This window comes from Cupriavidus sp. FW306-01-F10A (assembly GCF_058782785.1).
The window spans coordinates 35,091-58,636 of sequence record NZ_JBYSYA010000018.1 but is presented as its reverse complement, the minus strand read 5'-3'; the positions used below and the strand labels follow the sequence as shown (position 1 = coordinate 58,636).

The following is a 23,546-nucleotide window of genomic DNA, read 5'->3' as shown; positions in this document are numbered from 1 at the left end:
GCAATCATGCCTACGCCCGCACCAGCCTGACCCGCGTAATCTCCGACGGCGCCCCAAGCCGCTTCGGCGGTCCCCAATACCCGGTGCCACGGCTGATATAGATCCACAGCGAACCATGCCGCACCAGTCCGGCGGTGTATGGCTGCTGCATCGGCACGAACAGGTTCCACGGCCAGAACTGGCCGCCGTGGGTATGGCCGGACAACTGCAGGTCGAAACCGGCTTCCGCCGCGGCGGCAGCGGTGCGTGGCTGGTGGGCCAGCAGCACGCGCGCGCCGGCGTGTGCCGGGGCGCCGGCGATGGCGCGGTGCGGGTCGCTGCGGTGGCTTTCGTGGAAGCGGCCGGCGGAGTAGTCGGTGACGCCGCCGAGTACCAGCACGTCGCCGTCGTGCTGCAGCACCACGTGTTCGTTCATCAGCACGCGCACGCCCAGGCGGCGCAGCTCAATGATCCACGGCTCCGCGCCGGAGTAGTACTCATGGTTGCCGGTGACGAAGTAGGTGCCGTGGCGCGCCTGCAGCCGGGCCAGCGGCGCGGTGTGGGCGGAAAGTTCGCGCACGGTGCCGTCGACCAGGTCGCCGGTGATGGCGATGGCGTCGGCCTGCAGGCTGTTGACGCGGTCGACGATGCGGTCGAGGTAGGGCCGCTTGATGGTGGGCCCGACATGGATGTCGCTGATCTGGGCGATGGTGAAACCATGCAGGGCGTCAGGCAGGCCGGCCACGGGCACGTCGACTTCGACCACGCGTGCCAGCCGGCGGGCATTGATATAGCCGGCCAGCGTGACCAGCAGCGCCAGCAGCGGCACCGCCACCGCACTGCCCGCGGACAGGCCGGGCGCGTGCCAGCCGAGCAGTTGCCCGGCCAGCCAGGCCGCCGCCAGCGCCACGTCGCGTACCAGCGTCAGCACCAGCAGGGATGAGAAGAATCCCATTGCCAGCATGCCGATCCAGGAAACCAGGTCCGACCAGGGCTGGCTGACGCGCCGCGCCAGCAGCCCGGCCGGCAGCAGGGCGCAGGAGAGGGCCAGCCAGATGACGGCCAGTGTCTTGACCGCCATCGGCACCGGCATCGCCGGCAGCAGGCGCAGCCCGATATAGCCGTGCAGCAGGGCTGTCACGAGGGCGGCGGTCAGGATGGTGGTGCGTGGAGGCATGGGGACGGGGGCCAGGGGGAGTCTTTGAAGATGAGGCCGCGGGGGGCGGCTTCAAGGGGCGATGGGGTGGCATCAGGCCAAGCAAGATGCACACCCGCCTCGCCCGCGCGCGTCGCAACGGCGCATTGCGGCTTGACATGGCGGCCCGCCGCCCCGACTCCTACTTGTATGAAGGCCGCTGTCGAGGCCGGCTGATCTGTCTTTTTTCTGGCAGATCCTGAATGTTTTCGAATCAGATTGTTCGCCTTTGCGGCCTAATTTAGATTCGCGGGAAGGGCCGCCTGTTGTGCAGCATCGTGCCCGCGGTGCCGGCCCGCCGGCGCAGGCGGCTTCCTCCCGGAGAAACCCATGTCTTTTCGCCTGAAGCAGACCAGCGCCCTGATCGCCGCGGCGTGGCTTGCACTCGCCCCGCTCAGCCCGCACGCCGCCACGCCGGCCAAGCCAGCCGCGGCTGCCCTGAGCTGGCCGCGCAACTTCGACGCCGCCAACGATCACGTGGAGCTGTACCAGCCCCAGATCGAGACCTGGGACGGCAACCGGCTGTCCGGGCGCGCGGCGGTGGCGGTGGGCGAGAAATCGGGTTCGCCGACCTACGGCGTGGTGCATTTCTCGGCCACCGGCGATATCGACAAGCCTTCCGGGCTGGTGCAGCTGACCCGGATCACGGTGGACAGCGTCGAAGTGCCGACGCGGCCCGACGCCGCCGACCGGGTGCGCCAGGCGCTGGTGTCGCGCCTGCCGGCCAACGGGCTGACGGTGCCGCTGGACCAGCTGCAGGCCAGCTATGCGGTATCGCAGCAACTGGCCAAGGCTGGCCGCGTGGCGGTGCGCAATGACGCGCCCCAGATCCTTTTTGCCACCACGCCGACGCTGCTGGTGCTGGTCGACGGCGACCCGGCCTGGCGCGCCGTGCCGGGCACGCAGTACGAACGGGCGCTGAACAGCCGTGCGCTGCTGCTGCGCGAATCCGGCGGCGAGCTGCACCTGAAGGCGGCCGGCTACTGGTATCGCTCCGAATCGGCCGGCGGCGCCTGGGAAGTGACGACGACGGTGCCCAAGGCGCTGGAGGGCGCGGCCACCAAGGCGGCGGCCGGCATGAAGCCCGACACGATGCTGCCGGCCGACGGCAAGCGGCCGGCCAGGGCGCCGGCGATCCTCTTTGCCACGCAGCCGACCGAGCTGGTCATGACCAGCGGCGCGCCGCAGATGACGCCGGTCAGCGGCGTCAGCCTGCTGACGATGTCCAATGCCGACCACGCGGTCTTTGTCGATCCGGCCGCCAACCAGTATTACGTGCTGGTCTCGGGCCGCTGGTTCCGCGCGCCGATGCTGACCGGGCCGTGGGAGTACGTGCCCGGCAGCCAGCTGCCGGCAGACTTCGCCAGGATCCCGGCGACCGATCCCAAGGCCAACGTGCTGGTCTCGGTGCCCGGCACGCCGCAGGCACGCGAGGCCGAGATCGCCGCCACCATCCCGCAGACCGCCACGGTGTCGCGCAGCAAGGCCAGCCTGGCGGTGGCGTATGACGGCGCGCCGCGCTTCACGCCGATCACCGGCACCTCGCTCAGCTACGCGGTCAACAGCGGCACGCCGGTGATCGAGGTCGACAGCAGCCACTACTACGCGGTCGCCAACGGCGTCTGGTTCACGGCGCCGGCACCGTCCGGCCCGTGGCATGTGGCCACCGAGGTGCCGTCGGCGATCTACACCATCCCGCCGACTTCGCCGGTGTACTACGTGACCTACGTGCGCATCTATTCGGTCACGCCGGAGACCGTGGCGGTGGGCTACACCCCCGGCTACATGGGCGTGGTGGTCAGCGCCGACGGCACGGTGGTGTACGGCACCGGCTATGTCTATCCGCCCTATGTGGGCGCGGTCTACTACGGCTACCCGGCCACCTATGGCTACGGCGCCGGCTTTGGCATCGGCATGGCCGAGGGCTTTGCCTTCGGCTTCGCCGCGGGCGCGTTCTGGGGCGCGGCCTCGCCGTACTGGGGCCCTTATTGGTGGGGCGGCGCGTACAACTGGAACTACGTCAACGTGAACCAGGCCAATTTCTACGGCCGCTGGGGCCAGGGTACCGTGACCCACGCCCAGGGCTGGAACGCCTGGACCGGCACCGAATGGCGGGGCACCGCCGGCGCCGGCTACAACCCCGCCACCGGGGCGCGCTACCAGGGCAGCCGCGGTGCGGCGTTCAATCCCTATTCCGGCAACTATGCGGCGGGCCGCCAGGGCTCGTTCGCCAATCCGTCGACCGGGCGCGAGGGCGCCGCGCGCGGCGGCGTGGCCGGCAACACTTACACCGGCAACTATGCCGCCGGCCGCCAGGCGGCGGGCTACAACGCGCAGACCGGCCGCGTCGGCGCGGCCGAGGCGGGCATTGCCGGCAATACGCAGACCGGCCAGCACACTGCCGGCAGCCGTGGCTTTGTCGCCAATCCGGACAAGAACAATGCGGTGGTGTGGAACAACGGCAACGTGTATGCCGGCCACGACGGCTCGGTGTACCAGCACACCGACGACGGCTGGCAGAAGCACACCCCCAGCGGCTGGCAGCCGGTGCAGTCCGGCAACGATGCCACGGCACGGCTGGAGCAGCAGCGCCAAGCGCGCGAGGTTGGCCAGCAGCGCTTCCAGGGCACGGCCCAGCAGTGGCAGGGGCGCGGCGGCGGTGGCGGCTTTGGCGGCCGTGCCGGTGGTTTCCGCGGCGGCGGCTTCCATGGCGGGTTCCGCCGCTGAGCCAGGGCCCTGGCAGCCCGCGCGGGCACCTGCGCGGGTGCGGGCGAAAGCAAGTCGAAAGCAGTAAAGACGCCTACAAAAGAATTGAATTGGCGCCCGCAGGGCCGAGCCTTACCCTGCCGGTAAAGAGGCGAGTGCGGCCACCGGTCCGGCGCGACGGAAGGTCGCCAGCGTGCGCGCGCGGCAATCGCGTGCATAACCATGGCGGGAGAGGGATCCGTGAACACTGCTTTCCATTGGCGCGGCGCGCTCTGGCTGGCCTGCGCGATGACGCTGGCCGCCTGCGGCAAGGACAAACCGGCGCCCAGCGCACCGCCCGCGGCCGAGGTCGGCACGATGACGGTGGCGCTGCGCGATGTGCCGATCGTCTATGACTTCGTCGGCCAGACCCAGAGCTCGCAGCAGGTGGAGATCCGCGCGCGCGTCAATGGCTTCCTGGACCGGCGCGTCTATACCGAGGGCGCGGTGGTCAAGGCCGGCGAGACCATGTTCCTGATGGATCCCAAGCCGTTCGCCGCGGCGCTGGATGCGGCCAATGCCGAAATGGCGCAGCAGGTGGCGCGGCTCAAGACCGCCAATGCCGACCTGGCGCGGGTGCGCCCGCTGGCCGAGCGCAACGCGCTGAGCCAGCGCGACCTGGACGACGCCGTTGGCAAGCAGCAGGCCGCCGCGGCCTCGGTCGAGGCGGCCCGGGCCAATGTCACCAATGCCAGGCTGAACCTGGGCTATACCACGATCAAGTCACCGGTCACCGGCGTGTCGAGCTTTGCCAAGAAGCAGGCGGGCAGCTATATCGATCCGTCGAACAGCCTGCTCACCTACGTGGCCAAGCTCGACCCGATGTGGGTCAATTTCAGCCTGTCCGAGAACGAGGTGCTGTCGTCACGCTCGGAGCAGGAGTCCGGCGCGCTCAAGTTCCCGCCCAAGGGCGCCTTTGACGTGGTGATCGTGATGGCCGATGGCAGCCAGTTCCCGCATCACGGCAAGATCACCTTTGCCGATGCCTCGTTCAGCGCCGAGACCGGCACCTACATGATCCGCGCCGAGGTCGCCAACCCTGACGGCACGCTGCGCCCCGGCCAGTTCGTGCGCGTGAAGCTGCATGGCGCCGAGCGCACCAAGGCCGTGGCGGTGCCGCAGGAAGCCGTCATCCAGGGCCCGCGCGGGCAGATGGTGTGGGTGGTCGGCGCGGACAACAAGGCCCAGCAGCGCGTGGTCGACGTGGGCCAGTGGACCGGCGACAACTGGGTGATCCGCTCCGGCCTGAAGCCGGGCGAGCGCGTGGTCGTCAGCGGCGGGCTGCGGCTGGCGCCCGACGCGCCGGTCAAGGCCACCGAGGTCGCGTCCGGCCAGAAGCCCCCGGCGGGTGCGGCGCCCGCCAGCGCACCGGGCGCACCGGGTGCGCCAGGCGCGTCATCCCCCGTCCAGGCCGAGAGCACGCAGAGCGCAGGGAGCAAGCCATGAAGCTTGCCCACTTCTTTATCGACCGACCCATCTTTGCGTCGGTCCTGTCCATCATCATCGTGGTGGGCGGCCTGGTCGCGCTGACCAAACTGCCGATTGCCCAGTTCCCGGACGTCACGCCGCCGTCGATCACGGTGACGACTCGATACCCGGGAGCCAGCGCGGAAGTGGTTGCGCAGAACGTCGCGGCGCCGATCGAGCAGCAGGTCAACGGCGCGGACCGGATGATGTACATGAACTCGACGAGTTCCTCGACGGGTGACCTGACCCTGACGGCGTATTTCGAGATCGGGACCGATCCGCAACTGGCGCAGGTGGATGTGCAGAACCGGGTCAACCTGGCGCTGCCGACCCTGCCTGAAGCGGTCACGGCGCAGGGCGTTTCCGTGCAGAAGCGCTCGTCCGCGTTCATGATGGTGATTGCCATCTTTTCGCCGGACAACAGCTACGACCAGACCTTTGTCGGCAACTACGCCAACATCTATGTGCTGGATGCGCTCAAGCGCATTCCCGGCGCCAACCAGTCGGCGATCTTCGGCAATCCGGACTACGCCATGCGGCTCTGGCTGCGGCCGGACCGGATGGCGTCGCTGGGCATTACCACGGAAGACGTCAAGAACGCTGTCAGCGCGCAGAACCAGCAGTTCTCCGCCGGCCGTATCGGACAGTCGCCGACCACGGATCCCGTGCTGCAGACGTTCCCGATTGCGACCAAGGGCCAGATGACCGAGCCCGCCGAGTTCGAGAACATGATCCTGCGCGCGCAGTCGGGCGACGCCGCGCTGGTGCGGCTCAAGGACATCGGCAGGGCCGAACTCGGCGTCAAGGACTATTCGCTGCGCAGCCGCTACAAGGGCAAGACCGCCACGCTGCTGGCGGTCTACCAGCAGCCGGGCGCCAATGCGCTGGACGTGGCCAAGCAGGTGCGCGGCACGCTGGCGGAACTGAAGAAGTCGTTCCCGCCGGGGCTGGAATATGAAGTTGCGCTCGACACTACCGAGTTCGTGAACGAATCGATCGACGAGGTGGTGCACACACTGCGCGATGCGGTGATCCTCGTGATCCTGGTGGTCTACCTGTTCCTGCAGAGCCTGCGCGCAACCATCGTGCCGATCCTGGCCGTGCCGGTGTCGATCATCGGCGCCTTCGTCGGCATGAGCATGTTCGGCTTCTCGGTCAACATGCTGACCTTGTTCGGGATGGTGCTGGCCATCGGCATTGTGGTTGACGACGCGATCGTGGTGATAGAGAACGTCGAGCGCAATATGGTGGAGTTCAAGCTGCCACCAAAGGAGGCGGCCAAGCGTGCCATGGACGAGGTGAGCGGCCCCGTGGTTGCGATCGTGCTGGTGCTGCTGGCGGTGTTCATCCCGGTGGCGTTCCTGTCAGGCATTACCGGCCAGCTCTACAAGCAGTTTGCCGTCACTATCGCGGTGTCGGTGGTGCTGTCCGGGGTGGTGGCGCTGACATTGTCGCCGGCGCTTGCGGCAATCCTGCTCAAGCCCGGCGAGCACAAGAAGAACCGGTTCTTCCAGTGGTTCAACAATTCGTTCGATCGCCTGATCCAGGGGTACGACAAGTCGCTGCAGGTCGTGATCAGGCGGACCGTGATCTCCATCGTCATCATCCTTGTCATGATCGGGGTGAGCGTGCTGATGTTCGTGCGGATACCGTCGTCGTTCCTGCCGGTGGAGGACCAGGGCTATCTGTTCGGTGCCGTGGTCATGCCGGATGCGGCCAGCCTGGACCGCACCGGCAACCTCTCCTCCCGTGCCGAGGCCTGGTACGCCAAGCAGCCCGGCGTCAGCTCGGTGGCGTCCGTGGACGGGTACAGCCTGATCGATTCGCAGAACAAGGCCAATGCTTCCACCCTGTTCATCACGCTGAAGGGCTTCCATGACCGCAAGGAGGGCGAGAGCGCGGTGGATCTGATCGCCAAGGCGAAGAAGGAGTTTGCGGGCTACCAGGACGGTGTAAGCATTCCGATCAACCCGCCCTCAATCCCGGGCCTGGGAACCACCGGTGGTTTTGAGTTCTGGCTCCAGAGCACGGCGGACGGCACCTACCAGCAGCTGGAGGAGCGGGTGCATGCCTTTATCGCCAAGGCCCGGCAGCGGCCAGAGCTGACCGGGATCAATTCCACTATCAACACGCGCTCGCGCCAGTTGCTGGTGGAGGTGGATCGCGAACGTTCCGAAACCCAGGGCGTGCCCGTCGAGCAGGTCTATTCCGCGCTGCAGACCATGTTCGGTTCGCTCTTCGTCAGCCAGTTCCCGAAGAACAGCCGGCTGTTCCAGGTGATCCTGCAGGCCGAGGCCGACTACCGCTCGCGTCCGGAGGATCTCGACAAGGTCTACGTGCGCAACCGCACTGGCGAAATGGTGCCGATCAAGGCGGTGACGACATCCCGGTATGTCCCGGGCGCCGATATCATGACCCGTTTCAACAATTTCCCGGCCGCCAAGATCATGGGCGATGCCGCGCCGGGCTACAGCTCCGGCCAGGCGCTTGCGGCCATGGAGGACGTGGCGCGGGAAGTGCTTGGCCAGGGCTACAGTTTTGCCTGGAGCGGACAGGCGTACGAGGAGAAGACCGCCGGATCGACGGCAGCGATGGTCTTTGCCTTTGCCTTGCTGATGGTGTTCCTGATCCTTGCGGCGCAGTACGAAAAATGGACGCTGCCGTTCGGTGTGCTGCTGGCGGTACCGTTTGCGCTGTTCGGCGCACTGGTTGCCATCCTGTTGCGTGGCATGCAGAACGACGTCTACTTCCAGATCGGGCTGACGGTGCTGATTGCATTGGCGGCGAAGAATGCCATCCTGATCTTCGAGTTCGCGGTGGAAATCCGGCACAAGGAAGGCCTCAGTGCCTACGACGCGGCCTTGCATGCGGCCAAGCTGCGCCTGCGTCCGATCATCATGACCTCGCTTGCCTTTATCCTCGGCTGCGTGCCGCTGGCGATCGCGAGCGGCGCGTCGGCGGCCAGCCGACAGTCGCTGGGCACCGGCGTGATTGGCGGGATGCTCGGCGCCACGGTGATTGCGCTGTTCTTCATCCCGATGTTCTTCTGGGGGCTGGAGGTAATGTCCGAGCGCAAGCCGAAGCCCAAGGTCGGGGCCGCAACCACCACGCCACCGGCCGGAGAACCGTCATGAGCGCACGCCACCGGCTGGCCGGTGCCTGTCTGGCCGCAGCGCTGGGCGGCTGTGCCATCGGCCCGAACTATGAGCGCCCGGCCACGCCCGAGCCGGCCCAGTACCGTATCGATACCGGGGTGCTGTCCGTGGCTGCGGACAGCGCCTGGTGGGACAGCTTCGGCGACCCGGTGCTGAACACGCTGGTCGAGACGGCGCTGCGCAACAGCTACGACGTGCGCATCGCCGCGGTCCGCATCGATGAGTTCCGCGGCCAGCTGATGGTGGTGCGCTCGGGATTCTTCCCGCAGGTGAACCTGTCTGCGGCGGCCACGCGCCAGCGCGCCGGCACCTTCAACGGCACGCCGTTCGCGTCGCTCGATGGCCCGCGCAACTCGTACCAGCTGCTCGCCAATGCCAGCTGGGAGATCGACCTGTGGGGCCGCATCCGGCGCCAGGCGGAGTCCGCCGAGGCCAGCCTGTGGAACGCCGAGTACGCGCGCCGTGGCGTGGTGCTGTCACTGGCGGCATCGGTGGTGCAGGGCTATGCCACGCTGCGCGGGCTGGACGCGCAGCTGGAGATCGCGCAGCAGACACTGAAGGCGCGCGGGGCTGGACTGGATATCTTCCGGCAGCGCTATGAGGGCGGGGTGATCTCGCAGGTTGAGCTGTCGCAGGCCGAGAACGATTTCTACGTGACCGAGGCGACGATCCCGGTGCTGCGCAGCGGCATCGCGCAGACCGAGAACGCGCTGTCGGTGCTGCTGGGCCGCGAGCCCGGGCCGATCGAGCGCGGCAAGCCGGTCAATGAACTGCAGCCTCCGCCGGTGGGTGCGGACCTGCCAGCGGCGCTGCTGTCGCGCCGGCCGGACGTGCTGCAGGCCGAGCAGTCCGCCATCGCCGCCAATGCGCAGCTGGGCGCCGCGCAGGCGTTGTACCTGCCGGCCGTCAACCTGAGCGGGCTGTTCGGCGCCATTGCCAGTTCGCCGGCCGGGTTGTGGCACAGTGCCTCGCAGGTGTGGGGCATCGGTGCCGGCCTGACCCAGCCGATCTTCCAGGGCGGCGCCATCCGTGGCCAGGTGCAGACTGCCTCGGCGCAGCGCGACCAGGCCATGCTGGCCTACCAGGGCACCGTGCTGTCGGCCCTGGCCGACGTCAACAGTGCACTGTCCAACGGCATCGAGACCCGCAACCGCCTGGTCAGCCTGCGCCAGCAGGAGAAGAGCCTGGTGGTCTATGCCGACCAGTCGAGCGCGCGCTACGAGGGCGGCTATTCCAGCTACCTGGAGGTGACCACGGCGCAGGAGAAGCTGTTCGCCGCGCAGCTGTCGGCGGTGCAGGGGCAGGTGGACGTGCTGACCGGCACCGCGGCGTTGTACAAGTCGCTCGGCGGCGGCTGGCCGTCGGTGCCGCAGGATGTGCGCGACGCGGGGATGCAGGGGGATGCGAAGGTGTTGAGGCGGTAGCAGGGGCGGCTGGCGCCTGCCAGCCGCATCGCACTTACCGCGCCGACCATTCCCCTTGCCGCACCCCCAGCGCCGTGACCACGCCATAGGCCGTAATCCCCAGCGCCACCCCCAGGAAGTGTCCGTCAAGCCCCATCCCGAACACGTTCGCCAGCAGCCAGCCCCCGCCCACCGCCAGCGCGATACGGCACAGCCCCGCGGCCACCGGCCAGCGCATGCGGCCCGCGCCCATCGAGGCAAAGTACAGCGCCATGCCCAGGCCGAAGCCGCCGAAGGCCGGCCCTACCCATGACAGCGCGCGCGCGGCGATGGTGATCACTTCGGCGTCATGGGTGAACAGGCCGGCAAAGCGCACCGGCGCCAGGCCCACGGCGGTGCCGGCGGTGCCGGCGATAGCCAGCGCCAGGAACGCGCCGACCCATGCCGTGCGGCGGGCGGTATGCCAGTCGCCGGCGCCCACGGCGCGGCCGACCAGCGCGGTCAGCGCCGAACCCACGCCAAAGGCCAGCGGGATCATCAGGAATTCCAGCCGCGCCGAGATGCCATAGGCCGCCACTGCCGCAGTGCCGTGGTGGCGCAATTGCGCGGTGACCAGGATGGTGGTCAGGTTGGCCACCGAGGCCAGCGCGCACGCCACCAGCCCGACCGACAGGATGCGCGCGAACAGCTCCCACGACGGCCGCACCCGCAGCACCGGCACGAAGCCCGCGCCGCCGCGCGCCACCACGATCGCCATGGCCAGCGCCGCGGCCCACGACACCGCCGCCAGCGCGGCGCCGATGCCGGCCAGCCCCATGCCGGCAGGCTCGGCCAGCAGCCACGACAGTGCGGGGAAAGCGACCCACATCAGCGCCAGCACGCGTGCGGCCAGCGCATGGCGGCCGCCGCCGCGCAGCACCGAGGCCAGCGTATTGGCCAGCCACGCCGGAATCGCGCCGGCACCGAACAACCAGATCGCATAGTTGGCAGCGGCCTCCGCCGCCGTGGCGCCGGCCACCGCGCCCAGCACGCTGCGCGGGAAGCCCGCCAGCACCACCGCAAAGGCCAGCCCGGCGGTCACTGCGATCAGCAGCGCGTGCATGACCAGCGAAGATGCTTCCTCGCGCTTGTTGGCGCCGAGCGCGCGGGCGATGGCCGCGACCACGCCGCCGCCCATCGCTCCGGTCGACATCTGCTGCAGCAGCAGCGCAAACGGCAGCACCACCGCCCAGCCGGCCAGCGCCGCCGTGCCCTGGCGCGCGGCCAGCCAGGTTTCGATCAACTGGGCCGCGGCCTGCAGCACGGCGATCAGCGCGGTCGGTCCGGCCAGCTTGCCGATGCGGCGCGCAATTTCAGTGGCCGGTACCGCCTCGGCGGGCAGGGCGCCCGCGGGCAATGCGCGCGTGTCAGTCATGGCGGGCCTCCCCTGGCTCGCCAACGGTCCCGGCCTCGCCAAAGCGCTGCCGCAGGAAGCGGCCGGCACCCGGGCCGGGCAGGACACGCACATCGTCCAGCGTGATCGCGCTGCCGTCGGCGCGCGCCAGCGCCGGCTCGGCAATCTCGGCGCCGGTGCGGCGGTCCTGCAGCAGCGTCAGCGGACCCTTTTCATCGGTCATCCAGCGGTCGGCCCAGGCCTTGAGCGCGACATAGGCCGGAAAGAAGTCGCGGCCCTTGTCGGTCAGCTGATAGATGTGGCGAGCACCGCCCTCGGGCGTGACGCGGGCCAGCAGCCCGTGCGCCACCAGCGTCTTCAGGCGCGCGCTGAGGATATTGGGGGCGATGCCAAGGTTGCGTTCGAACTCGTCGAAGCGCGTGCTGCCGTAGAAGGCCTCGCGCAGCACAAGGATGGCCCAGCGTTCGCCCAGCACGGCCATGGAGCGGGCCACGGGGCAGGGCATCGAGGTGAAATCGGTAGGGGGCATGGTCTCCGCCGTTCTGGTCCTGTCGGTTTGCTTGCAAAGTGCAAGTTTTCTGGAGCATAGCTTGCAAAACGAAAGTTTGCAGGGCGGGCTGCCACCCTAGGTCCGGAAAGCGTTCGTTCACCGGCCGGCGGTGCCGGCTACGCCACTGCGTCGCGGAACACCTCAAGCTTGTCCAGTTCCTCGCGCAGGAACCCGATCAGCGCGCGGGTGGCCATCGACGGGTGCAGGTTGGGCGTGGTGATGATGAAGAGCTTGTTGCCCAGCCCCTCCGGGCGCCAGTCGGGCAGCACCGGCACCAGCCGGCCGGCGCGCACTTCCTCCCAGCCGATGTAGACCGGCAGCATGCCGATGCCGTGGCCCTCGCGCACGGCGCGCGCCAGGAACAGGAAGTGTTCGGACTGCAGCTTTGGCGTCAGGGCCACGTCCACGCGCTGGCCGTCGCGGTACAGCGACAGCGGGAACTGGCGCGGCGGGTACGGCGGGCACAGGAAGTTGCAGCCGGTCAGGTCGGGCGGCGCTTGTACCGGCGGGATGCCTGCGAGGTACTCCGGCGATGCATACAGTTGCCAGCGGATGTCGCAGATTTCACGTGCCACATGATCCAGCGGCGGCGCCGAGGTGACCTTCAGCGCGACATCGATCTCGGCCGCGATCAGGTCGTTGACGCGGTTGGCGAAGAACACGCGCAACGTAATGCCGGGGTGCTTCCGCGCAAACTGCAGCAGAAGCGGCGCGATATAGGCATCGCCCAGCCCGGTGGGCACGCTCACGCGCACATGGCCGCGCAGGGTCCGGCCCAGGCTGTCGATCTCGGCCTGCGCCGAGGCCACTTCCTGCAGGATGCGCACGCCATGCTGGTACAGCGCATGGCCGGGCCCGGTCAACTCCAGCCGGCGCGTGGTCCGGCGCAGCAGCTGGGCGCCGGCCTGGTGCTCCAGCTCACGCAGCTGGCGGCTGACCTGCGAGCGCGTCACGCCGCGGCGCCGGCCGGCTTCGGCCAGGTTGCCCGCGTCGACGATGTCGACGAAGGCCTGGATCAGGTTGAGGTCCATCGGGGATTGCCTGCAGGATTGTCGCGTCTGGTGCAACATTGTGATTCCGATGCGCGTGATTGTCGATGCACGGCTACGCCGATACAGTGGTCGGCTGACAGAACGGATCGCATACAGGAGACAACAGATGGCCACGGACCTCTGGTTTGAAGACATGCACCGCAGCGGCGAAGAACTGCTGGCGCGCGGCGCCCGCCTGGCCGGCGGCCTGCGCGCGCTGGGCGTGCAGGAGGGCGACGTGGTCGCCGTGCTGCTGCGCAACGATCCGGCCTATGCCGACGTGGTCCATGCCTGCCGCACCGCGGGCTGCTACTACTGCCCGATCAACTGGCACTTCACCGCCGAGGAGGTGCGCTTCCTGCTGACCGACAGCGGCGCCAGGGTGCTGCTGGTGCAGGCCGACCTGCTGCCCGTCGTGCGCGACGCCGTTCCGGCCGGCATGACGGTGTTGTCGGTGGGCGGCCCCGCCGAAGGCGCCATCGACTATGAAAGCTGGCTGGCGCAGCAGCCGGCCTACGACGGCCCGCGCGTGGCGCCGCGCGGCCATATGGCCTACACCTCCGGCACCACCGGCCGGCCCAAGGGCGTGGTGCGCCAGCCGCTGCCGCTGGACCGGCTGGAGGAACAGCTCGCGCGCATGCGCTCGGTGGTGAGGCAGACCTATGGCATCGAGCCGGGCTGCCGCACGCTGATGTCGGCGCCGCTGTACCACAGCGCGCCGGGCTCGTTTATCCAGAACGCGCTGCAGATGGCCGAACGCCTGGTGCTCACGCCGCGCTTTGACGCCGAGCAGGTGCTGGCGCTGGTGGAAAAGCACCGCATCGACGTGCTCTACCTGGTGCCGATCATGTACGTGCGCCTGCTCAAGCTGCCGCCCGAGGTGCGCGCGAAGTACGACCTGTCTTCGATCCGCTTCGTCGCCTCCACCGGCTCGCCGTGCTCGCCCGAAGTAAAGCGCGCGATGCTGGAATGGCTGGGCCCGGTCATCCATGAAACCTACGCCTCCAGCGAAGCCGGCATGATCACCGTGGCCACGCCGGCCGATGCCGCCGCGCGCCCGGGGACCGCCGGCAAGCCGGTCGATGACGCCCAGCTGCGCATCCTCGACGAGAACGGCCGCCCGTGCGCGCCGGGCGAGGTCGGCCTGGTCTACGTGCGCCAGCCGGCTTACCCCGACTTCAGCTACCGCAACAATGACGCCGCGCGCGCCGCCATCGACCGCGACGGGCTGGTGACGCTGGGCGACATGGGCTATGTCGATGCCGACGGCTACCTGTTTATCTGCGACCGCGCCTCGGACATGGTGATCTCCGGCGGCGTGAACATCTACCCGGCCGAGATCGAGCATGAGCTGGTGCGCTACCCCGGCGTGGCCGACTGCGTGGTGTTCGGCATCCCCGACGACGAGTACGGCGAGCGCCTGCTGGGCATGGTGCAGCCGATGCCGGGCGTGGAGATCCGCGAGGCCGAGGTGATCGACTGGCTGCGCCAGCGGCTGTCGGGCTTCAAGGTGCCGCGCAGCATCGTGGTCGAGGCGCAGCTGCCGCGCGATGAAACCGGCAAGCTCGCCAAGCGCCGGCTGCGTGACCGATACTGGGAAGGCCGCCAGCGCCGCGTCTGAGCGCGTGCCCGGCCTGGATCGATCACGACCGATAACAACAGGAGGAGACGCGATGCAGAACAAACCAAGCGGACGGCGCGCCTGGCTCGCCGCGATGGCAGCCGGCGCGGGGTGTGCGCTGGCCATGTGGGGCGGGGCCGCGCAGGCCGCCTATCCCGATCGTCCGATCAAGCTGGTCGTGCCCTACACCCCCGGCGGCTCGACCGACCAGTTCGGCCGCGCGCTGGCCGACGGCATGTCGCGCCAGCTGGGCCAGACCGTGGTGGTGGAAAACCGCCCCGGCGCGGCCACCATGATCGGGACCACCAGCGTGGCGCGTGCGCCCGCAGACGGTTACACCATGGTGCTGGCCACCAACGGCAGCATGGTGCTCAACCCGATGCTGTACAAGAAGATCAACTACGATCCGCCCAAGGACTTCAAGATCTTCAGCATCGGCGCCGAGGTGCCGCTGGTGGTGGTGACCAACAGCAAGGTGCCGGCCAGCAATATCCGCGAGTTCGCGGCCTACGCCAAGGCCGCGGGCGGCAAGCTCAACTATGGCTCGGTCGGCCTGGGCAACGCGCTCCAGCTGGCCACCGAAATGCTCAAGACCGAGCTGGGCATCAGCGTCACCCACGTGCCCTACAACGGCAGCGCCCCGGCGCTGTCGGCGCTGCTGGCCAACGACGTGCAGCTGATGGTGGATGTGGTCAGCACCTCGCTGCCACATATCAAGGCAGGCAAGCTCAAGGCGCTGGCGGTCACCGGCCGCACCCGGCTGGACGTGCTGCCCGACGTGCCGACCGTGGCGGAAGGCGGCTATCCCAACTTCCAGGCCGCCACCTGGTTCGGCCTGGCCGTGCCCGCGCAGACGCCGCCCGATGCGGTGGCCAGGCTGCAGGCCGCCGCTGCCCACGTGCTCAAGGACGCGCAGTTCCGTTCCACCTTCAGCGCGCTGGGCTTGGTCGTGCAGGCCCCGCGCACGCAGGCCGAGATCGACCGATATATCGAAGCCGACCGCGAGCATTGGGGCAAGGTCATCAAGGCCAATAACATTTCGTTGGACTGACTGGAAGTGCGGGAGCCGCCAGGGCCATGGGGTAAGCTACTGCTCGCCCCTGGCCCGGCAGGCCGCCGGTGACTTTCCCGTCACCGCCTGCGCCCAGCAGGAACAACCCGGCCGGGGCGGGCTCCAACCCGGAGCCGTTCATCAGGAGTCCGATTTGAAATTCCCCGTTGCCGGGCTGGCGTTTGCCGGCCTGCTGGGCGCCGCTGCCGGCGCCATTGCCGCGCCCGCTTCCGCCCCTGCCGCCAAACCAGCCCCCGCACCGGCCAAGGCCCAGGCCAAGGTCGAGAACAGCGCGCTGTCGCCGCTGCTGGCCATGCTGGAAATCGGCAACCCGCTGCCGGCCTTGCCGGATTGCGCCGACAAGCGCACGCCCGATGGCCGCGACGTCACCGGATTCTGTGTCGAACTGAAGGGCGATGGCCTGATGCGCCAGGTCGGCGTGCCGCGCGCGCAGCGCCCGTCATTCATGGACGGCCCCTTTGTGCTGGCCTTTGTCGACCGCAATGCGCTGGTCGGCCTGGTAGTGCCGACCGCCGGCGCCAACTCGCAGCAGGCCGCGGCCGACAGCGTCAGCGCGCTGTACGGCAAGCCGTTCCGGCAGGAGCAGGTCGACATGCCCGACAAGGCTGGCAAGAGCGTCAAGACGCTGCACGCCGGCTGGATGCACAAGCCGCTGACGGTTGAGCTCTACGCCATGCCGGAGGACCCCAACACCGGCACCATCGAAATGCTGCTGCCGCAGGCGCGCGTGCTGATGGCGGACAAGGATGCCGAGGTGGACAAGCAGCTCAATCCGGCCTCGGCACCCGCGGCCAAGGGCGGCAAGGCTGCCGCCGCCAAGCCCGCGCCGAAGCCAGCCGCCAAGCCGGAGAAGCCTGGCAGCTGGTAACACCCGCAGCAGGCGGCCTGGCCGCCTGCGCACCTGGCCTCAGAGCCCTTCCATCACCTTGTCCAGCCCCCGCACCACGCCGCGCACGGTGTTGACCTTGCGGATCGCCAGCAGCGCGCCGGCGACATAGGGCGTGGAGCCGTCGCCGGCCTCGTGCTTCAGGTGCAGGCGCTGGCCGTCGGCGCCGAAGATCACTTCCACGCCAAGCTGGTAGCCCGGCAGCCGCACCGCGTGCACCTGCGTGCCCGACATGGTGGCGCCGCGGGTTTCCTTCGGGCCCTTGACCTGGTCGACCGGCACCGCCTGCGCGGCGGCCTTGACCTGGCCGAGCCGGTAGGCCAGCTCGCGCACGGTGCCGGAGGGCACGTCGATCTTGCCGGCCTTGGCGTAGTCGATGATCTCCCAGTGCTCCAGGTGGCGCGCGGCCATCTCGGCAAACTTCTGCAGCAGCACCACCGTGATGGCGAAATTGCCGCAGGCGAGCACGCCGCGGTCGGCCTGGCGCGCGGCCGCGTCGATCTCGGCATAGTCCTCGTCGGTCAGCCCCGAGGTGCCCACCACCACGTGCGCGCCGTGCGCCAGCGCCTGCAGGATGTTGTGCTTGGCGATGCCCGGCTTGGTGTATTCGACATAGACGTCGTAGGGCGTTTCCCCCAGGGCCTCGATGCTGGCGGCCGCCACGCCCGGCGTATCGGCATGGCCGGTCAGCTGCGCCAGAGGTTGCCCGGCGGCGCCGCGCGACAGGCCGGCCACCAGGGTCATGTCGGCCGCATGGGCCACGCCGCGCGCCAGTTCGCCGCCGGCCCAGCCGGTCACGCCGCCCACGGCGACACGGATCGGGTTGTTCATGTTCTGTTTCTCCGCAAAGGCTGATGGGTTTGGCAGCATACCGCGTCAGCCGGCGGCGCGCCGGCGGTCGAGCTTGCGCGCCAGCACGATCGAGGTGGTGGTGTGGTTGACGCCGTCGAGCATGCCGATCTCGTCGAGCAGCCGGTCCAGCCGGTCATGCGTGTCGCAGCGGATCGCCACCAGGTAGTCGACCGGGCCGCTGACGGAATTGACCTCTTCGATCTCGGGCAGGCGCTGCAGCGCGCGCAGGATGGCGGGCGCGGCCTTGGGCTGCACCGACAGGCCGCAGTAGGCCAGGATGGCGTTGTCTTCCATGCGCTGCCCCAGCCGCACGCCGTAGCCGGCGATCACCCCGCTGCGCTCCAGCCGCGCAATGCGCGCGACCACGGTGGTGCGGGCGATACCCAGGTGCCGGGCGAGGTTGGCGGCGCTTTCACGGGCATTGGCCTGCAGCAGCGACAGCAGGTGCCGGTCGGTGGTGTCGAGTTCGGTCATTGCGTCGGGATGATTCGTCGTTTCGTTCGATTATGGCGGTTTTTCGTCGTTATTGCGGCTTCATTGTGTCGCGCGCGCTATCCATACTCCAGTCAACGGGACAACCTTTTCTTGTGGACGGAGACACCATGCAAGCCTCGAACCTGGGCCGGCAGGCCCCGCGCGACCTGCCCAAGGCGACCCGCCCGCTGCACGTGGCGGTACTGGGCGCGGGCAAGATCGGGCGCACCATTGCCACCATGCTGCATGACAGCGGCGACTACCGCGTCAGCGTGGTCGACCATGACGCACGCCGCCTCGACGGCCTGCCGCGCGGCGTGCTGGCGCGCGCCGGCGACCCCACCGAGCCCGGCACCTGCGCCGCGCTGCTGGCCGGCGCCGATGCCGTGCTCAACGCGCTGCCGTTCCATGCCGCGATCAGCGTGGCTTCGGTGGCGGCGCGCCTGGGCGTGCATTACTTCGACCTGACCGAGGACGTGGCCGCGACCCAGGCCATCCGCCAGCTGGCGCAAAGCGCGCGCTCGGTGCTGATGCCGCAGTGCGGGCTGGCGCCGGGCTTTATCGGCGTGGTCGGGCATGACCTGGCGCAGCGCTTCCTGCGCGGCGGGGGGGAACTGCTGGACCTGCAGATGCGGGTCGGCGCGCTGCCGCGCTACCCCAGCAATGCGCTCAAGTACAACCTGACCTGGAGCACCGAGGGACTGATCAACGAGTACTGCAACCCGTGCGAGGCCATCGTCGATGGCCGTCGCGTGGAACTGACGGCGCTGGAGGGGCTGGAAAGCTTTGCGCTGGACGGCATCGAATACGAAGCCTTTAATACATCTGGCGGCCTGGGCACGCTGCCCGAGACGCTGGCCGGCCGCGCGCGCCATGTCGACTACAAGTCCATCCGCTATCCCGGCCATTGCGCGCTGATGAAACTGCTGCTCAACGACCTGCGCCTGCGCGAACGCCGCGAATGGCTGCGCGATATCTTTGATCGCGCCATTCCGGTGACCGACCAGGACGTGGTGATCGTGTTCGCCACCGCCACCGGCTACCCGGCCGGGGGCGAACGCGGGCGCGGGCCGCTGACGCAGGCTTCGTTCTCGGCGCGCATCGGCGGGGTGGATGGCAAGGGTGGCCATGTCAACGCGATCCAGCTGACCACTGCCGCGGGCATCTGCACCGCGCTGGACCTGGTGGCCACCGGCGCGCTGCCGCAATCCGGCTTCGTGCGGCAGGAGTCGATGCCGCTGGACGCCTTCCTTGCCAATCGCTTCGGCCGCCATTACACGCAGCATCCGCTCCAGGAGACCGTCATATGAAAGCGCAAGAGTTCGCTGCCTGCTGGGATTCGCTGGGTCTGCCGCGGCCGTGGCGGGAGGGCACGCCGGCCGGCGCCGTGACGGTCCGCTCGCCGGTCGATGGCGAGGCCATCGGCCATGTCACGGCCTGCACGCCGGCGCAGGCCGATGCGCTGATCGCCCGCGCCCACGCGGCCCAGACCACCTGGGCGCTGCTGCCCGCGCCCGCGCGCGGCGAGATCGTGCGGCGCTTCGGCGAGGTGCTGCGCGAACACAAGCCGGCGCTGGGCCGGCTGGTCTCGCTGGAGTCCGGCAAGATCCTGCAGGAAGGCCTGGGCGAGGTGCAGGAGATGATCGACATCTGCGACTTCGCGGTCGGGCTGTCGCGCCAGCTGCACGGACTGACCATTGCCTCCGAGCGCCCGCAGCATGCGATGCGCGAGACCTGGCATCCGTATGGGCTGTGCGGCGTGATCTCGGCCTTCAACTTCCCGGTGGCGGTGTGGGCGTGGAATGCGGCGCTGGCGCTGGTGTGCGGCAACGGCGTGATCTGGAAACCCTCGGAAAAGGTCTCCCTGTGCGCGCTGGCCGCGCATAGTCTGCTGGAGCGCGTGCTGGCCGCGGCGGCGCCGCAGCACGCCGGCATCTCGGCGGTGCTGCCGGGCGGGCGCATGCTTGGCACCCACCTGGTGTCGCACCCGGCGGTGCGGCTGGTCAGCGCCACCGGCTCGACCCGCATGGGGCGCGAGGTCGGCATTGCCTGCGCCGGGCACTTCAAGCGCAGCATCCTGGAGCTGGGCGGCAACAATGCCGCCATCGTCGCACCCTCGGCCGACATCGAGCTGGCGGTGCGCGCCATCACCTTTGCCGCGGCCGGCACGGCGGGCCAGCGCTGCACCACGCTGCGTCGCTGCTTTATCCACGCCGACCTGATGGACACCATGGCGAGCCGGCTGATCACGGTGTTCGACCGCCTGCCCGTCGGCGACCCGCTCGCCGACGGCACCCTGGTCGGCCCGCTGATCGACACCGCCGCGGGCGATGCCATGGCCAATGCGCTGGCCGCCTGCCGCGCCCAGGGCAATATCGTCACCGGCGGCGAACGGCTGCTGGCCGACCGCTACCCGCATGCCTGTTACGTGCGGCCCGCGCTGGTGATGACCGACGCCCAGCACGACACCATGCTGACCGAGACCTTCGCGCCGATCCTGTACCTGATGCCGTACACCACGCTGGATGAGGCCATCGCGCTGAACAATGCCGCGGCGCACGGGCTATCGTCGTGCATCTTCACGGAATCGATGCGCGAGGCCGAGCGCTTCCTGTCCTCGGCAGGCAGCGACTGCGGCATTGCCAACGTCAACATCGGCACCAGCGGCGCGGAGATCGGCGGCGCCTTCGGCGGGGAAAAGGCAACCGGCGGGGGCCGCGAGTCGGGATCGGATGCGTGGAAGGGCTATATGCGCCGCGCCACCAACACCATCAACTATGGCGATTCGCTGCCGCTGGCGCAGGGGATACGGTTCGAGATCTGATGGCATCCCTGGATGTGTTACAGGGCGCGTAGGGAACGGTAACAAGCCTTACACGCCTTTGACGCCGTATTACGGCTTCTGCCCGTATAACGTCAGCAGGGCAGGCACATGCCCGTTCCGACCCAAGGACGAAAGATGAGAATGCTGACGATTGGACTGGCTGCCGCTGCGGCATCCGTCACCCTGCTGGGCGGCTGCGCCGTCTATCCCACGCCTGCCGGCCCCGCGGTCGGCCCTGCGCCGGTGTACGTGGCGCCCGCGCCGGTGGTGGTGGCGCCGCGGCCGTATTACTACGGTGGCTATGGCTATGGCTATTACGGGCGGGGCTACCGCCGCTGGTAATGAGCGCGGTTGGCACGACAATGCGGGAGGATGCCGGCGCGTAGAGAGAGGCCGCGCGCCGGCCGCAGTTCAGTTGCCGGCCGCGTCGCCGGTGCGGGTATTCAGCCCGCCCCAGCTGGGCGCGAGCGTCTGCCCGATCTCCGGCAAATCCACCAGGTCGAGCACGCGCCCGACCGTATGGTCGACCAGTTCGGCAATGCTTTGTGGCTTCTGGTAGAAGCCCGGCACCGGCGGGAACACGATCCCGCCCATTTCCGTCACCGCCGTCATATTGCGCAGGTGCGCAAGGTTCAGCGGCGTTTCCCGCACCATCAGCACCAGCTTGCGCCGCTCCTTGAGCGTGACGTCGGCCGCGCGCGTGATCAGGTTCTCTGACAGGCCGTGCGCAATCGCCGCCAGCGTGCGCATGGAGCAGGGGGCCACCACCATTGCCTGTGCGCGGAACGAGCCGCTGGCGATGGTCGCGCCAATGTCGCGCACGTTGTGCACGACGCTGGCAAGCGCCTCCACCTCGGCACGGCTGATGTCCAGCTCGTGCTGCAGGTTCATCACGCCAGCCGGCGAAATCAGCAGATGGGTTTCCACCGAAGGCGCCGCGCGCAGCACCTGCAGCAGGCGCACGCCGTAGATGGCGCCGGTGGCGCCCGTGATGGCGACGATCAGCCGTTTGGGTGTGCCGCCAGTCACGGACATAAAGGAACTCAGCCCTTCAGCAGGGTTTGCAGTTCGCCGTTCTGGTACATCTCCATCATGATGTCCGAGCCGCCGATGAACTCGCCGTTCACGTAGAGCTGCGGGATGGTCGGCCAGTTGGCGTATTCCTTGATGCCCTGGCGGATGCCTTCGTCATCCAGCACGTTGACCGTGGTCGGCGCGTCCACGCCGCAGGCCTTCAGGATCTGGATGGCGCGGCCCGAGAAGCCGCACATCGGGAATTGCGCGGAGCCCTTCATGAACAGGACTACCGGGTTGCCCTTGACGATCTGATCGATCTTTTGCTGCACGTCGCTCATGGTTTGCTTTTCAGTGGGGCGATGCCGTGTCGCGGGCGCCGCCTGGGGAGAATGGGACACCACGCGGCCTGGCCGCGTGGCGGGGATCTGACGGCGATTTTACCGGAATCGCCGCCGGGCTTCAGTGAGCGGCAGTGGTGCCGCCGGGCCGGGCGCCTGGCCAGCGTCCGCCGGTGCAGCGTTCCAGGCCGGCCAGGTCGCGGGCGGTGAAGACCTCGGTGAAACCGGCGGCTTCCAGCAACTGGCGGGTGGCCTGTGCCTGGTCGTAGCCATGCTCCATCAGCAGCCAGCCGCCAGGCAGCAGCCGGGCGCCAGCACCGCCGACGATGGCCCGCAGGTCGGACAGGCCGTCGTCGTGGTCAGTCAGCGCATCGATCGGTTCGAAGCGCAGGTCGCCTTCGGTCAGGTGCGGATCGCCCGCGGCGATGTAGGGCGGATTGCTGACGACCAGGTGAAAGCGCAGGCCCGGCGGCAGCGCCGCGTACCAGTCAGACACCAGGAAGTGGATGCGGTCGGCGCCGAGCGCGCTGGCGTTGTCCTGCGCCACCATCAGCGCGCCGGGCGAGATGTCGGTGGCCCAGACTTGCGCATCCCGGCGCTCGCGCGCCAGCGTCACGGCCAGGATGCCCGAGCCCGTGCCCAGGTCCAGCACGTTCGGCTGCGGCACCTCGGCCAGCCGCGCCAGCGAGGCTTCGGCGGCGACCTCGGTATCGGGTCGCGGGATCAGCACATCAGGCGTGACCCGGAACTTGCGGCCGAAGAACTCGCGCTCGCCGATCAGGTAGGCCATCGGCTCGCCCGCCAGCCGCCGTGCCAGCAGCGTGGCATAGGCGTCGCGCTGGGCGATGGTGAGGGTGTCGGTGTCGCGCGTGATCAGCTGGGTGCGGCTCAGGCCGGTGACATGCGTCAGCAGCATGCGCACTTCCAGGGCAGGCAGCCCGGCCATGGCGGCGAGGGTCTGGGCTTCGCGCAGCGTGGGGGTCGCCGGCAGCGCGGCAGAGTTTGGGGAAGACATCGAAAGGGCGGGGACGGTTCTTTTGCCGGCTACAAAAAACCCCACCGGCGCAAAGGCCTGGCGGGGCTTTGGGGCGGGACTTCCAGCTTGCCGCCAGTGTACCGCTCATCGACAGCGGGCGGCGCAATGCCCCCGCCGGGACGATTACTTATTGACGGCGTCCTTGGCCTTGTCGGCACCCGTGTTGACGGCATCCTTGGCGGCCTGCTTGGCATTTGCCATGGCACTGGCGGCGTCTTCCTTGGCCTTGTCGGCGGCAGCCGAGACGTCGGCCGCAGCACCGCTGGCGGCGGACTTGGCGGCGTCTGCGGCGCTGCTGGCGGCAGCGGCGGCATCGCTCGCGGCGGCCTTGGCGGATTCAGCGGCGCTTTGCATGGCGCTCTCGGCGTTCGAGGCGGCAGGCGGGGCTTCTTCCTTCTTGCTGCACGCGGCCATGGCCGCGGTGATCATCAACAGCGCGAGCAGTTTTTTCATGATTTCGTCCTAGGTATGTTCTCGGGAGTGACTACCCGGCACCATTCTCCGTTTG

At 68.9% G+C, this 23,546-nt stretch carries 20 protein-coding genes; 10 read left to right on the top strand and 10 right to left on the bottom strand.

Translation table 11 applies throughout. The features are described from left to right. Positions 1 to 10 precede the first annotated feature (10 nt). Positions 11 to 1,156: a metallophosphoesterase gene (locus tag AC3WLF_RS22905; protein WP_492358881.1), complete on the bottom strand. Its 1,146-nt coding sequence runs from the start codon at positions 1,154 to 1,156 to the stop codon at positions 11 to 13. A 348-nt stretch (positions 1,157 to 1,504) separates the two neighbouring features. Here AC3WLF_RS22905 and AC3WLF_RS22900 point away from each other — a divergent pair, with 348 nt between their 5' ends. The 4 genes from AC3WLF_RS22900 (at position 1,505) to AC3WLF_RS22885 (ending at position 9,965) form a co-directional block, all read left to right on the top strand. Beyond that, the gene (locus AC3WLF_RS22900) at positions 1,505 to 3,901 is read left to right on the top strand and encodes a carbohydrate-binding family V/XII (protein ID WP_492358880.1); all 2,397 of its coding nucleotides are present in this window, start codon (positions 1,505 to 1,507) and stop codon (positions 3,899 to 3,901) included. A gap of 219 nt (positions 3,902 to 4,120) precedes the next feature. After that, positions 4,121 to 5,365 carry an efflux RND transporter periplasmic adaptor subunit gene (locus AC3WLF_RS22895; protein WP_492357591.1) on the top strand — a complete coding sequence of 415 codons (1,245 nt, stop codon included), beginning with the start codon at positions 4,121 to 4,123 and terminating at the stop codon, positions 5,363 to 5,365. Then, positions 5,362 to 8,520, top strand: a complete 3,159-nt coding sequence (locus AC3WLF_RS22890) for an efflux RND transporter permease subunit (protein WP_492358879.1) — start codon at positions 5,362 to 5,364, stop codon at positions 8,518 to 8,520. The genes AC3WLF_RS22895 and AC3WLF_RS22890 overlap by 4 nt, the downstream gene beginning before the upstream one ends. Then, complete coding sequence (locus AC3WLF_RS22885) at positions 8,517 to 9,965, top strand: efflux transporter outer membrane subunit (protein ID WP_492321483.1); 1,449 nt, start codon at positions 8,517 to 8,519, stop codon at positions 9,963 to 9,965. The genes AC3WLF_RS22890 and AC3WLF_RS22885 overlap by 4 nt, the downstream gene beginning before the upstream one ends. Positions 9,966 to 9,999: 34 nt before the next feature. On the opposite strand, the gene AC3WLF_RS22880 is transcribed toward AC3WLF_RS22885, so the two are convergent. The 3 genes from AC3WLF_RS22880 to AC3WLF_RS22870 all read right to left on the bottom strand — a co-directional run bounded on the left by AC3WLF_RS22880 (position 10,000) and on the right by AC3WLF_RS22870 (position 12,918). After that, positions 10,000 to 11,358, bottom strand: coding sequence for an MATE family efflux transporter (locus AC3WLF_RS22880; protein WP_492321482.1), 1,359 nt, complete (start codon positions 11,356 to 11,358; stop codon positions 10,000 to 10,002). Then, a complete protein-coding gene (locus AC3WLF_RS22875; RefSeq protein WP_492321481.1) occupies positions 11,351 to 11,866 on the bottom strand; it encodes a winged helix-turn-helix transcriptional regulator in 516 nt (171 codons plus the stop codon). The genes AC3WLF_RS22880 and AC3WLF_RS22875 overlap by 8 nt, the downstream gene beginning before the upstream one ends. Positions 11,867 to 12,003: 137 nt before the next feature. Continuing rightward, on the bottom strand, positions 12,004 to 12,918 hold the full coding sequence (locus AC3WLF_RS22870; RefSeq protein WP_492357561.1) for a LysR family transcriptional regulator: 915 nt from the start codon (positions 12,916 to 12,918) through the stop codon (positions 12,004 to 12,006). Positions 12,919 to 13,045: 127 nt separating this feature from the next. Between AC3WLF_RS22870 and AC3WLF_RS22865 the strand changes: the two genes are divergently transcribed. The 3 genes from AC3WLF_RS22865 (at position 13,046) to AC3WLF_RS22855 (ending at position 16,479) form a co-directional block, all read left to right on the top strand. Further along, positions 13,046 to 14,539, top strand: coding sequence for an acyl-CoA synthetase (locus AC3WLF_RS22865; RefSeq protein WP_492353214.1), 1,494 nt, complete (start codon positions 13,046 to 13,048; stop codon positions 14,537 to 14,539). A gap of 52 nt (positions 14,540 to 14,591) precedes the next feature. Continuing rightward, a complete protein-coding gene (locus AC3WLF_RS22860; RefSeq protein ID WP_010809870.1) occupies positions 14,592 to 15,590 on the top strand; it encodes a Bug family tripartite tricarboxylate transporter substrate binding protein in 999 nt (332 codons plus the stop codon). A 154-nt stretch (positions 15,591 to 15,744) separates the two neighbouring features. Next, positions 15,745 to 16,479 (top strand): hypothetical protein, encoded by a 735-nt coding sequence (locus tag AC3WLF_RS22855; protein ID WP_492321478.1) that lies wholly within the window; start codon positions 15,745 to 15,747, stop codon positions 16,477 to 16,479. Between the two features lie 39 nt (positions 16,480 to 16,518). Here AC3WLF_RS22855 and dapB read toward each other — a convergent pair whose 3' ends face one another. Further along, a complete protein-coding gene (gene dapB, locus AC3WLF_RS22850; protein ID WP_492321477.1) occupies positions 16,519 to 17,328 on the bottom strand; it encodes a 4-hydroxy-tetrahydrodipicolinate reductase in 810 nt (269 codons plus the stop codon). Positions 17,329 to 17,373: 45 nt separating this feature from the next. Next, complete coding sequence (locus AC3WLF_RS22845; protein WP_010809873.1) at positions 17,374 to 17,823, bottom strand: Lrp/AsnC family transcriptional regulator; 450 nt, start codon at positions 17,821 to 17,823, stop codon at positions 17,374 to 17,376. 128 nt (positions 17,824 to 17,951) lie between these two features. Between AC3WLF_RS22845 and AC3WLF_RS22840 the strand changes: the two genes are divergently transcribed. The 3 genes from AC3WLF_RS22840 to AC3WLF_RS22830 all read left to right on the top strand — a co-directional run bounded on the left by AC3WLF_RS22840 (position 17,952) and on the right by AC3WLF_RS22830 (position 20,989). Beyond that, positions 17,952 to 19,133, top strand: coding sequence for a saccharopine dehydrogenase family protein (locus AC3WLF_RS22840; protein WP_492321476.1), 1,182 nt, complete (start codon positions 17,952 to 17,954; stop codon positions 19,131 to 19,133). Next, a complete protein-coding gene (gene amaB, locus AC3WLF_RS22835; RefSeq protein WP_492358878.1) occupies positions 19,130 to 20,647 on the top strand; it encodes an L-piperidine-6-carboxylate dehydrogenase in 1,518 nt (505 codons plus the stop codon). Before AC3WLF_RS22840 ends, amaB begins: the two co-directional genes overlap by 4 nt. Positions 20,648 to 20,788: 141 nt before the next feature. Next, positions 20,789 to 20,989, top strand: coding sequence for a hypothetical protein (locus tag AC3WLF_RS22830; protein ID WP_316151651.1), 201 nt, complete (start codon positions 20,789 to 20,791; stop codon positions 20,987 to 20,989). A gap of 69 nt (positions 20,990 to 21,058) precedes the next feature. Here the strand turns inward: AC3WLF_RS22830 and AC3WLF_RS22825 are convergent, their stop codons facing one another. The 4 genes from AC3WLF_RS22825 to AC3WLF_RS22810 form a co-directional block, all read right to left on the bottom strand. Beyond that, positions 21,059 to 21,682: a UbiX family flavin prenyltransferase gene (locus AC3WLF_RS22825; protein ID WP_492358877.1), complete on the bottom strand. Its 624-nt coding sequence runs from the start codon at positions 21,680 to 21,682 to the stop codon at positions 21,059 to 21,061. 8 nt (positions 21,683 to 21,690) lie between these two features. After that, positions 21,691 to 22,002: a Grx4 family monothiol glutaredoxin gene (gene grxD, locus AC3WLF_RS22820; protein ID WP_035819727.1), complete on the bottom strand. Its 312-nt coding sequence runs from the start codon at positions 22,000 to 22,002 to the stop codon at positions 21,691 to 21,693. A gap of 121 nt (positions 22,003 to 22,123) precedes the next feature. After that, entirely contained in the window at positions 22,124 to 23,017 is an 894-nt protein-coding gene (prmC, locus tag AC3WLF_RS22815) for a peptide chain release factor N(5)-glutamine methyltransferase (RefSeq protein ID WP_492358876.1), read from the bottom strand. Positions 23,018 to 23,161: 144 nt separating this feature from the next. Further along, positions 23,162 to 23,491 carry a hypothetical protein gene (locus AC3WLF_RS22810; protein ID WP_492353210.1) on the bottom strand — a complete coding sequence of 110 codons (330 nt, stop codon included), beginning with the start codon at positions 23,489 to 23,491 and terminating at the stop codon, positions 23,162 to 23,164. Positions 23,492 to 23,546 lie beyond the last annotated feature (55 nt).

What these genes read in the sequence shown, in the direction of transcription:
- grxD (WP_035819727.1), bottom strand. Translation starts at nt 22,002, where the DNA reads ATGAGCGACGTGCAGCAAAAGATCGATCAGATCGTCAAGGGCAACCCG.
- prmC (WP_492358876.1), bottom strand. Translation starts at nt 23,017, where the DNA reads ATGTCTTCCCCAAACTCTGCCGCGCTGCCGGCGACCCCCACGCTGCGC.
- AC3WLF_RS22875 (WP_492321481.1), bottom strand. Translation starts at nt 11,866, where the DNA reads ATGCCCCCTACCGATTTCACCTCGATGCCCTGCCCCGTGGCCCGCTCC.
- AC3WLF_RS22860 (WP_010809870.1), top strand. Translation starts at nt 14,592, where the DNA reads ATGCAGAACAAACCAAGCGGACGGCGCGCCTGGCTCGCCGCGATGGCA.
- AC3WLF_RS22845 (WP_010809873.1), bottom strand. Translation starts at nt 17,823, where the DNA reads ATGACCGAACTCGACACCACCGACCGGCACCTGCTGTCGCTGCTGCAG.
- AC3WLF_RS22825 (WP_492358877.1), bottom strand. Translation starts at nt 21,682, where the DNA reads ATGTCCGTGACTGGCGGCACACCCAAACGGCTGATCGTCGCCATCACG.
- AC3WLF_RS22890 (WP_492358879.1), top strand. Translation starts at nt 5,362, where the DNA reads ATGAAGCTTGCCCACTTCTTTATCGACCGACCCATCTTTGCGTCGGTC.
- AC3WLF_RS22865 (WP_492353214.1), top strand. Translation starts at nt 13,046, where the DNA reads ATGGCCACGGACCTCTGGTTTGAAGACATGCACCGCAGCGGCGAAGAA.
- AC3WLF_RS22900 (WP_492358880.1), top strand. Translation starts at nt 1,505, where the DNA reads ATGTCTTTTCGCCTGAAGCAGACCAGCGCCCTGATCGCCGCGGCGTGG.
- AC3WLF_RS22905 (WP_492358881.1), bottom strand. Translation starts at nt 1,156, where the DNA reads ATGCCTCCACGCACCACCATCCTGACCGCCGCCCTCGTGACAGCCCTG.
- AC3WLF_RS22830 (WP_316151651.1), top strand. Translation starts at nt 20,789, where the DNA reads ATGCTGACGATTGGACTGGCTGCCGCTGCGGCATCCGTCACCCTGCTG.
- AC3WLF_RS22840 (WP_492321476.1), top strand. Translation starts at nt 17,952, where the DNA reads ATGCAAGCCTCGAACCTGGGCCGGCAGGCCCCGCGCGACCTGCCCAAG.
- AC3WLF_RS22810 (WP_492353210.1), bottom strand. Translation starts at nt 23,491, where the DNA reads ATGAAAAAACTGCTCGCGCTGTTGATGATCACCGCGGCCATGGCCGCG.
- amaB (WP_492358878.1), top strand. Translation starts at nt 19,130, where the DNA reads ATGAAAGCGCAAGAGTTCGCTGCCTGCTGGGATTCGCTGGGTCTGCCG.
- AC3WLF_RS22870 (WP_492357561.1), bottom strand. Translation starts at nt 12,918, where the DNA reads ATGGACCTCAACCTGATCCAGGCCTTCGTCGACATCGTCGACGCGGGC.
- dapB (WP_492321477.1), bottom strand. Translation starts at nt 17,328, where the DNA reads ATGAACAACCCGATCCGTGTCGCCGTGGGCGGCGTGACCGGCTGGGCC.
- AC3WLF_RS22885 (WP_492321483.1), top strand. Translation starts at nt 8,517, where the DNA reads ATGAGCGCACGCCACCGGCTGGCCGGTGCCTGTCTGGCCGCAGCGCTG.
- AC3WLF_RS22880 (WP_492321482.1), bottom strand. Translation starts at nt 11,358, where the DNA reads ATGACTGACACGCGCGCATTGCCCGCGGGCGCCCTGCCCGCCGAGGCG.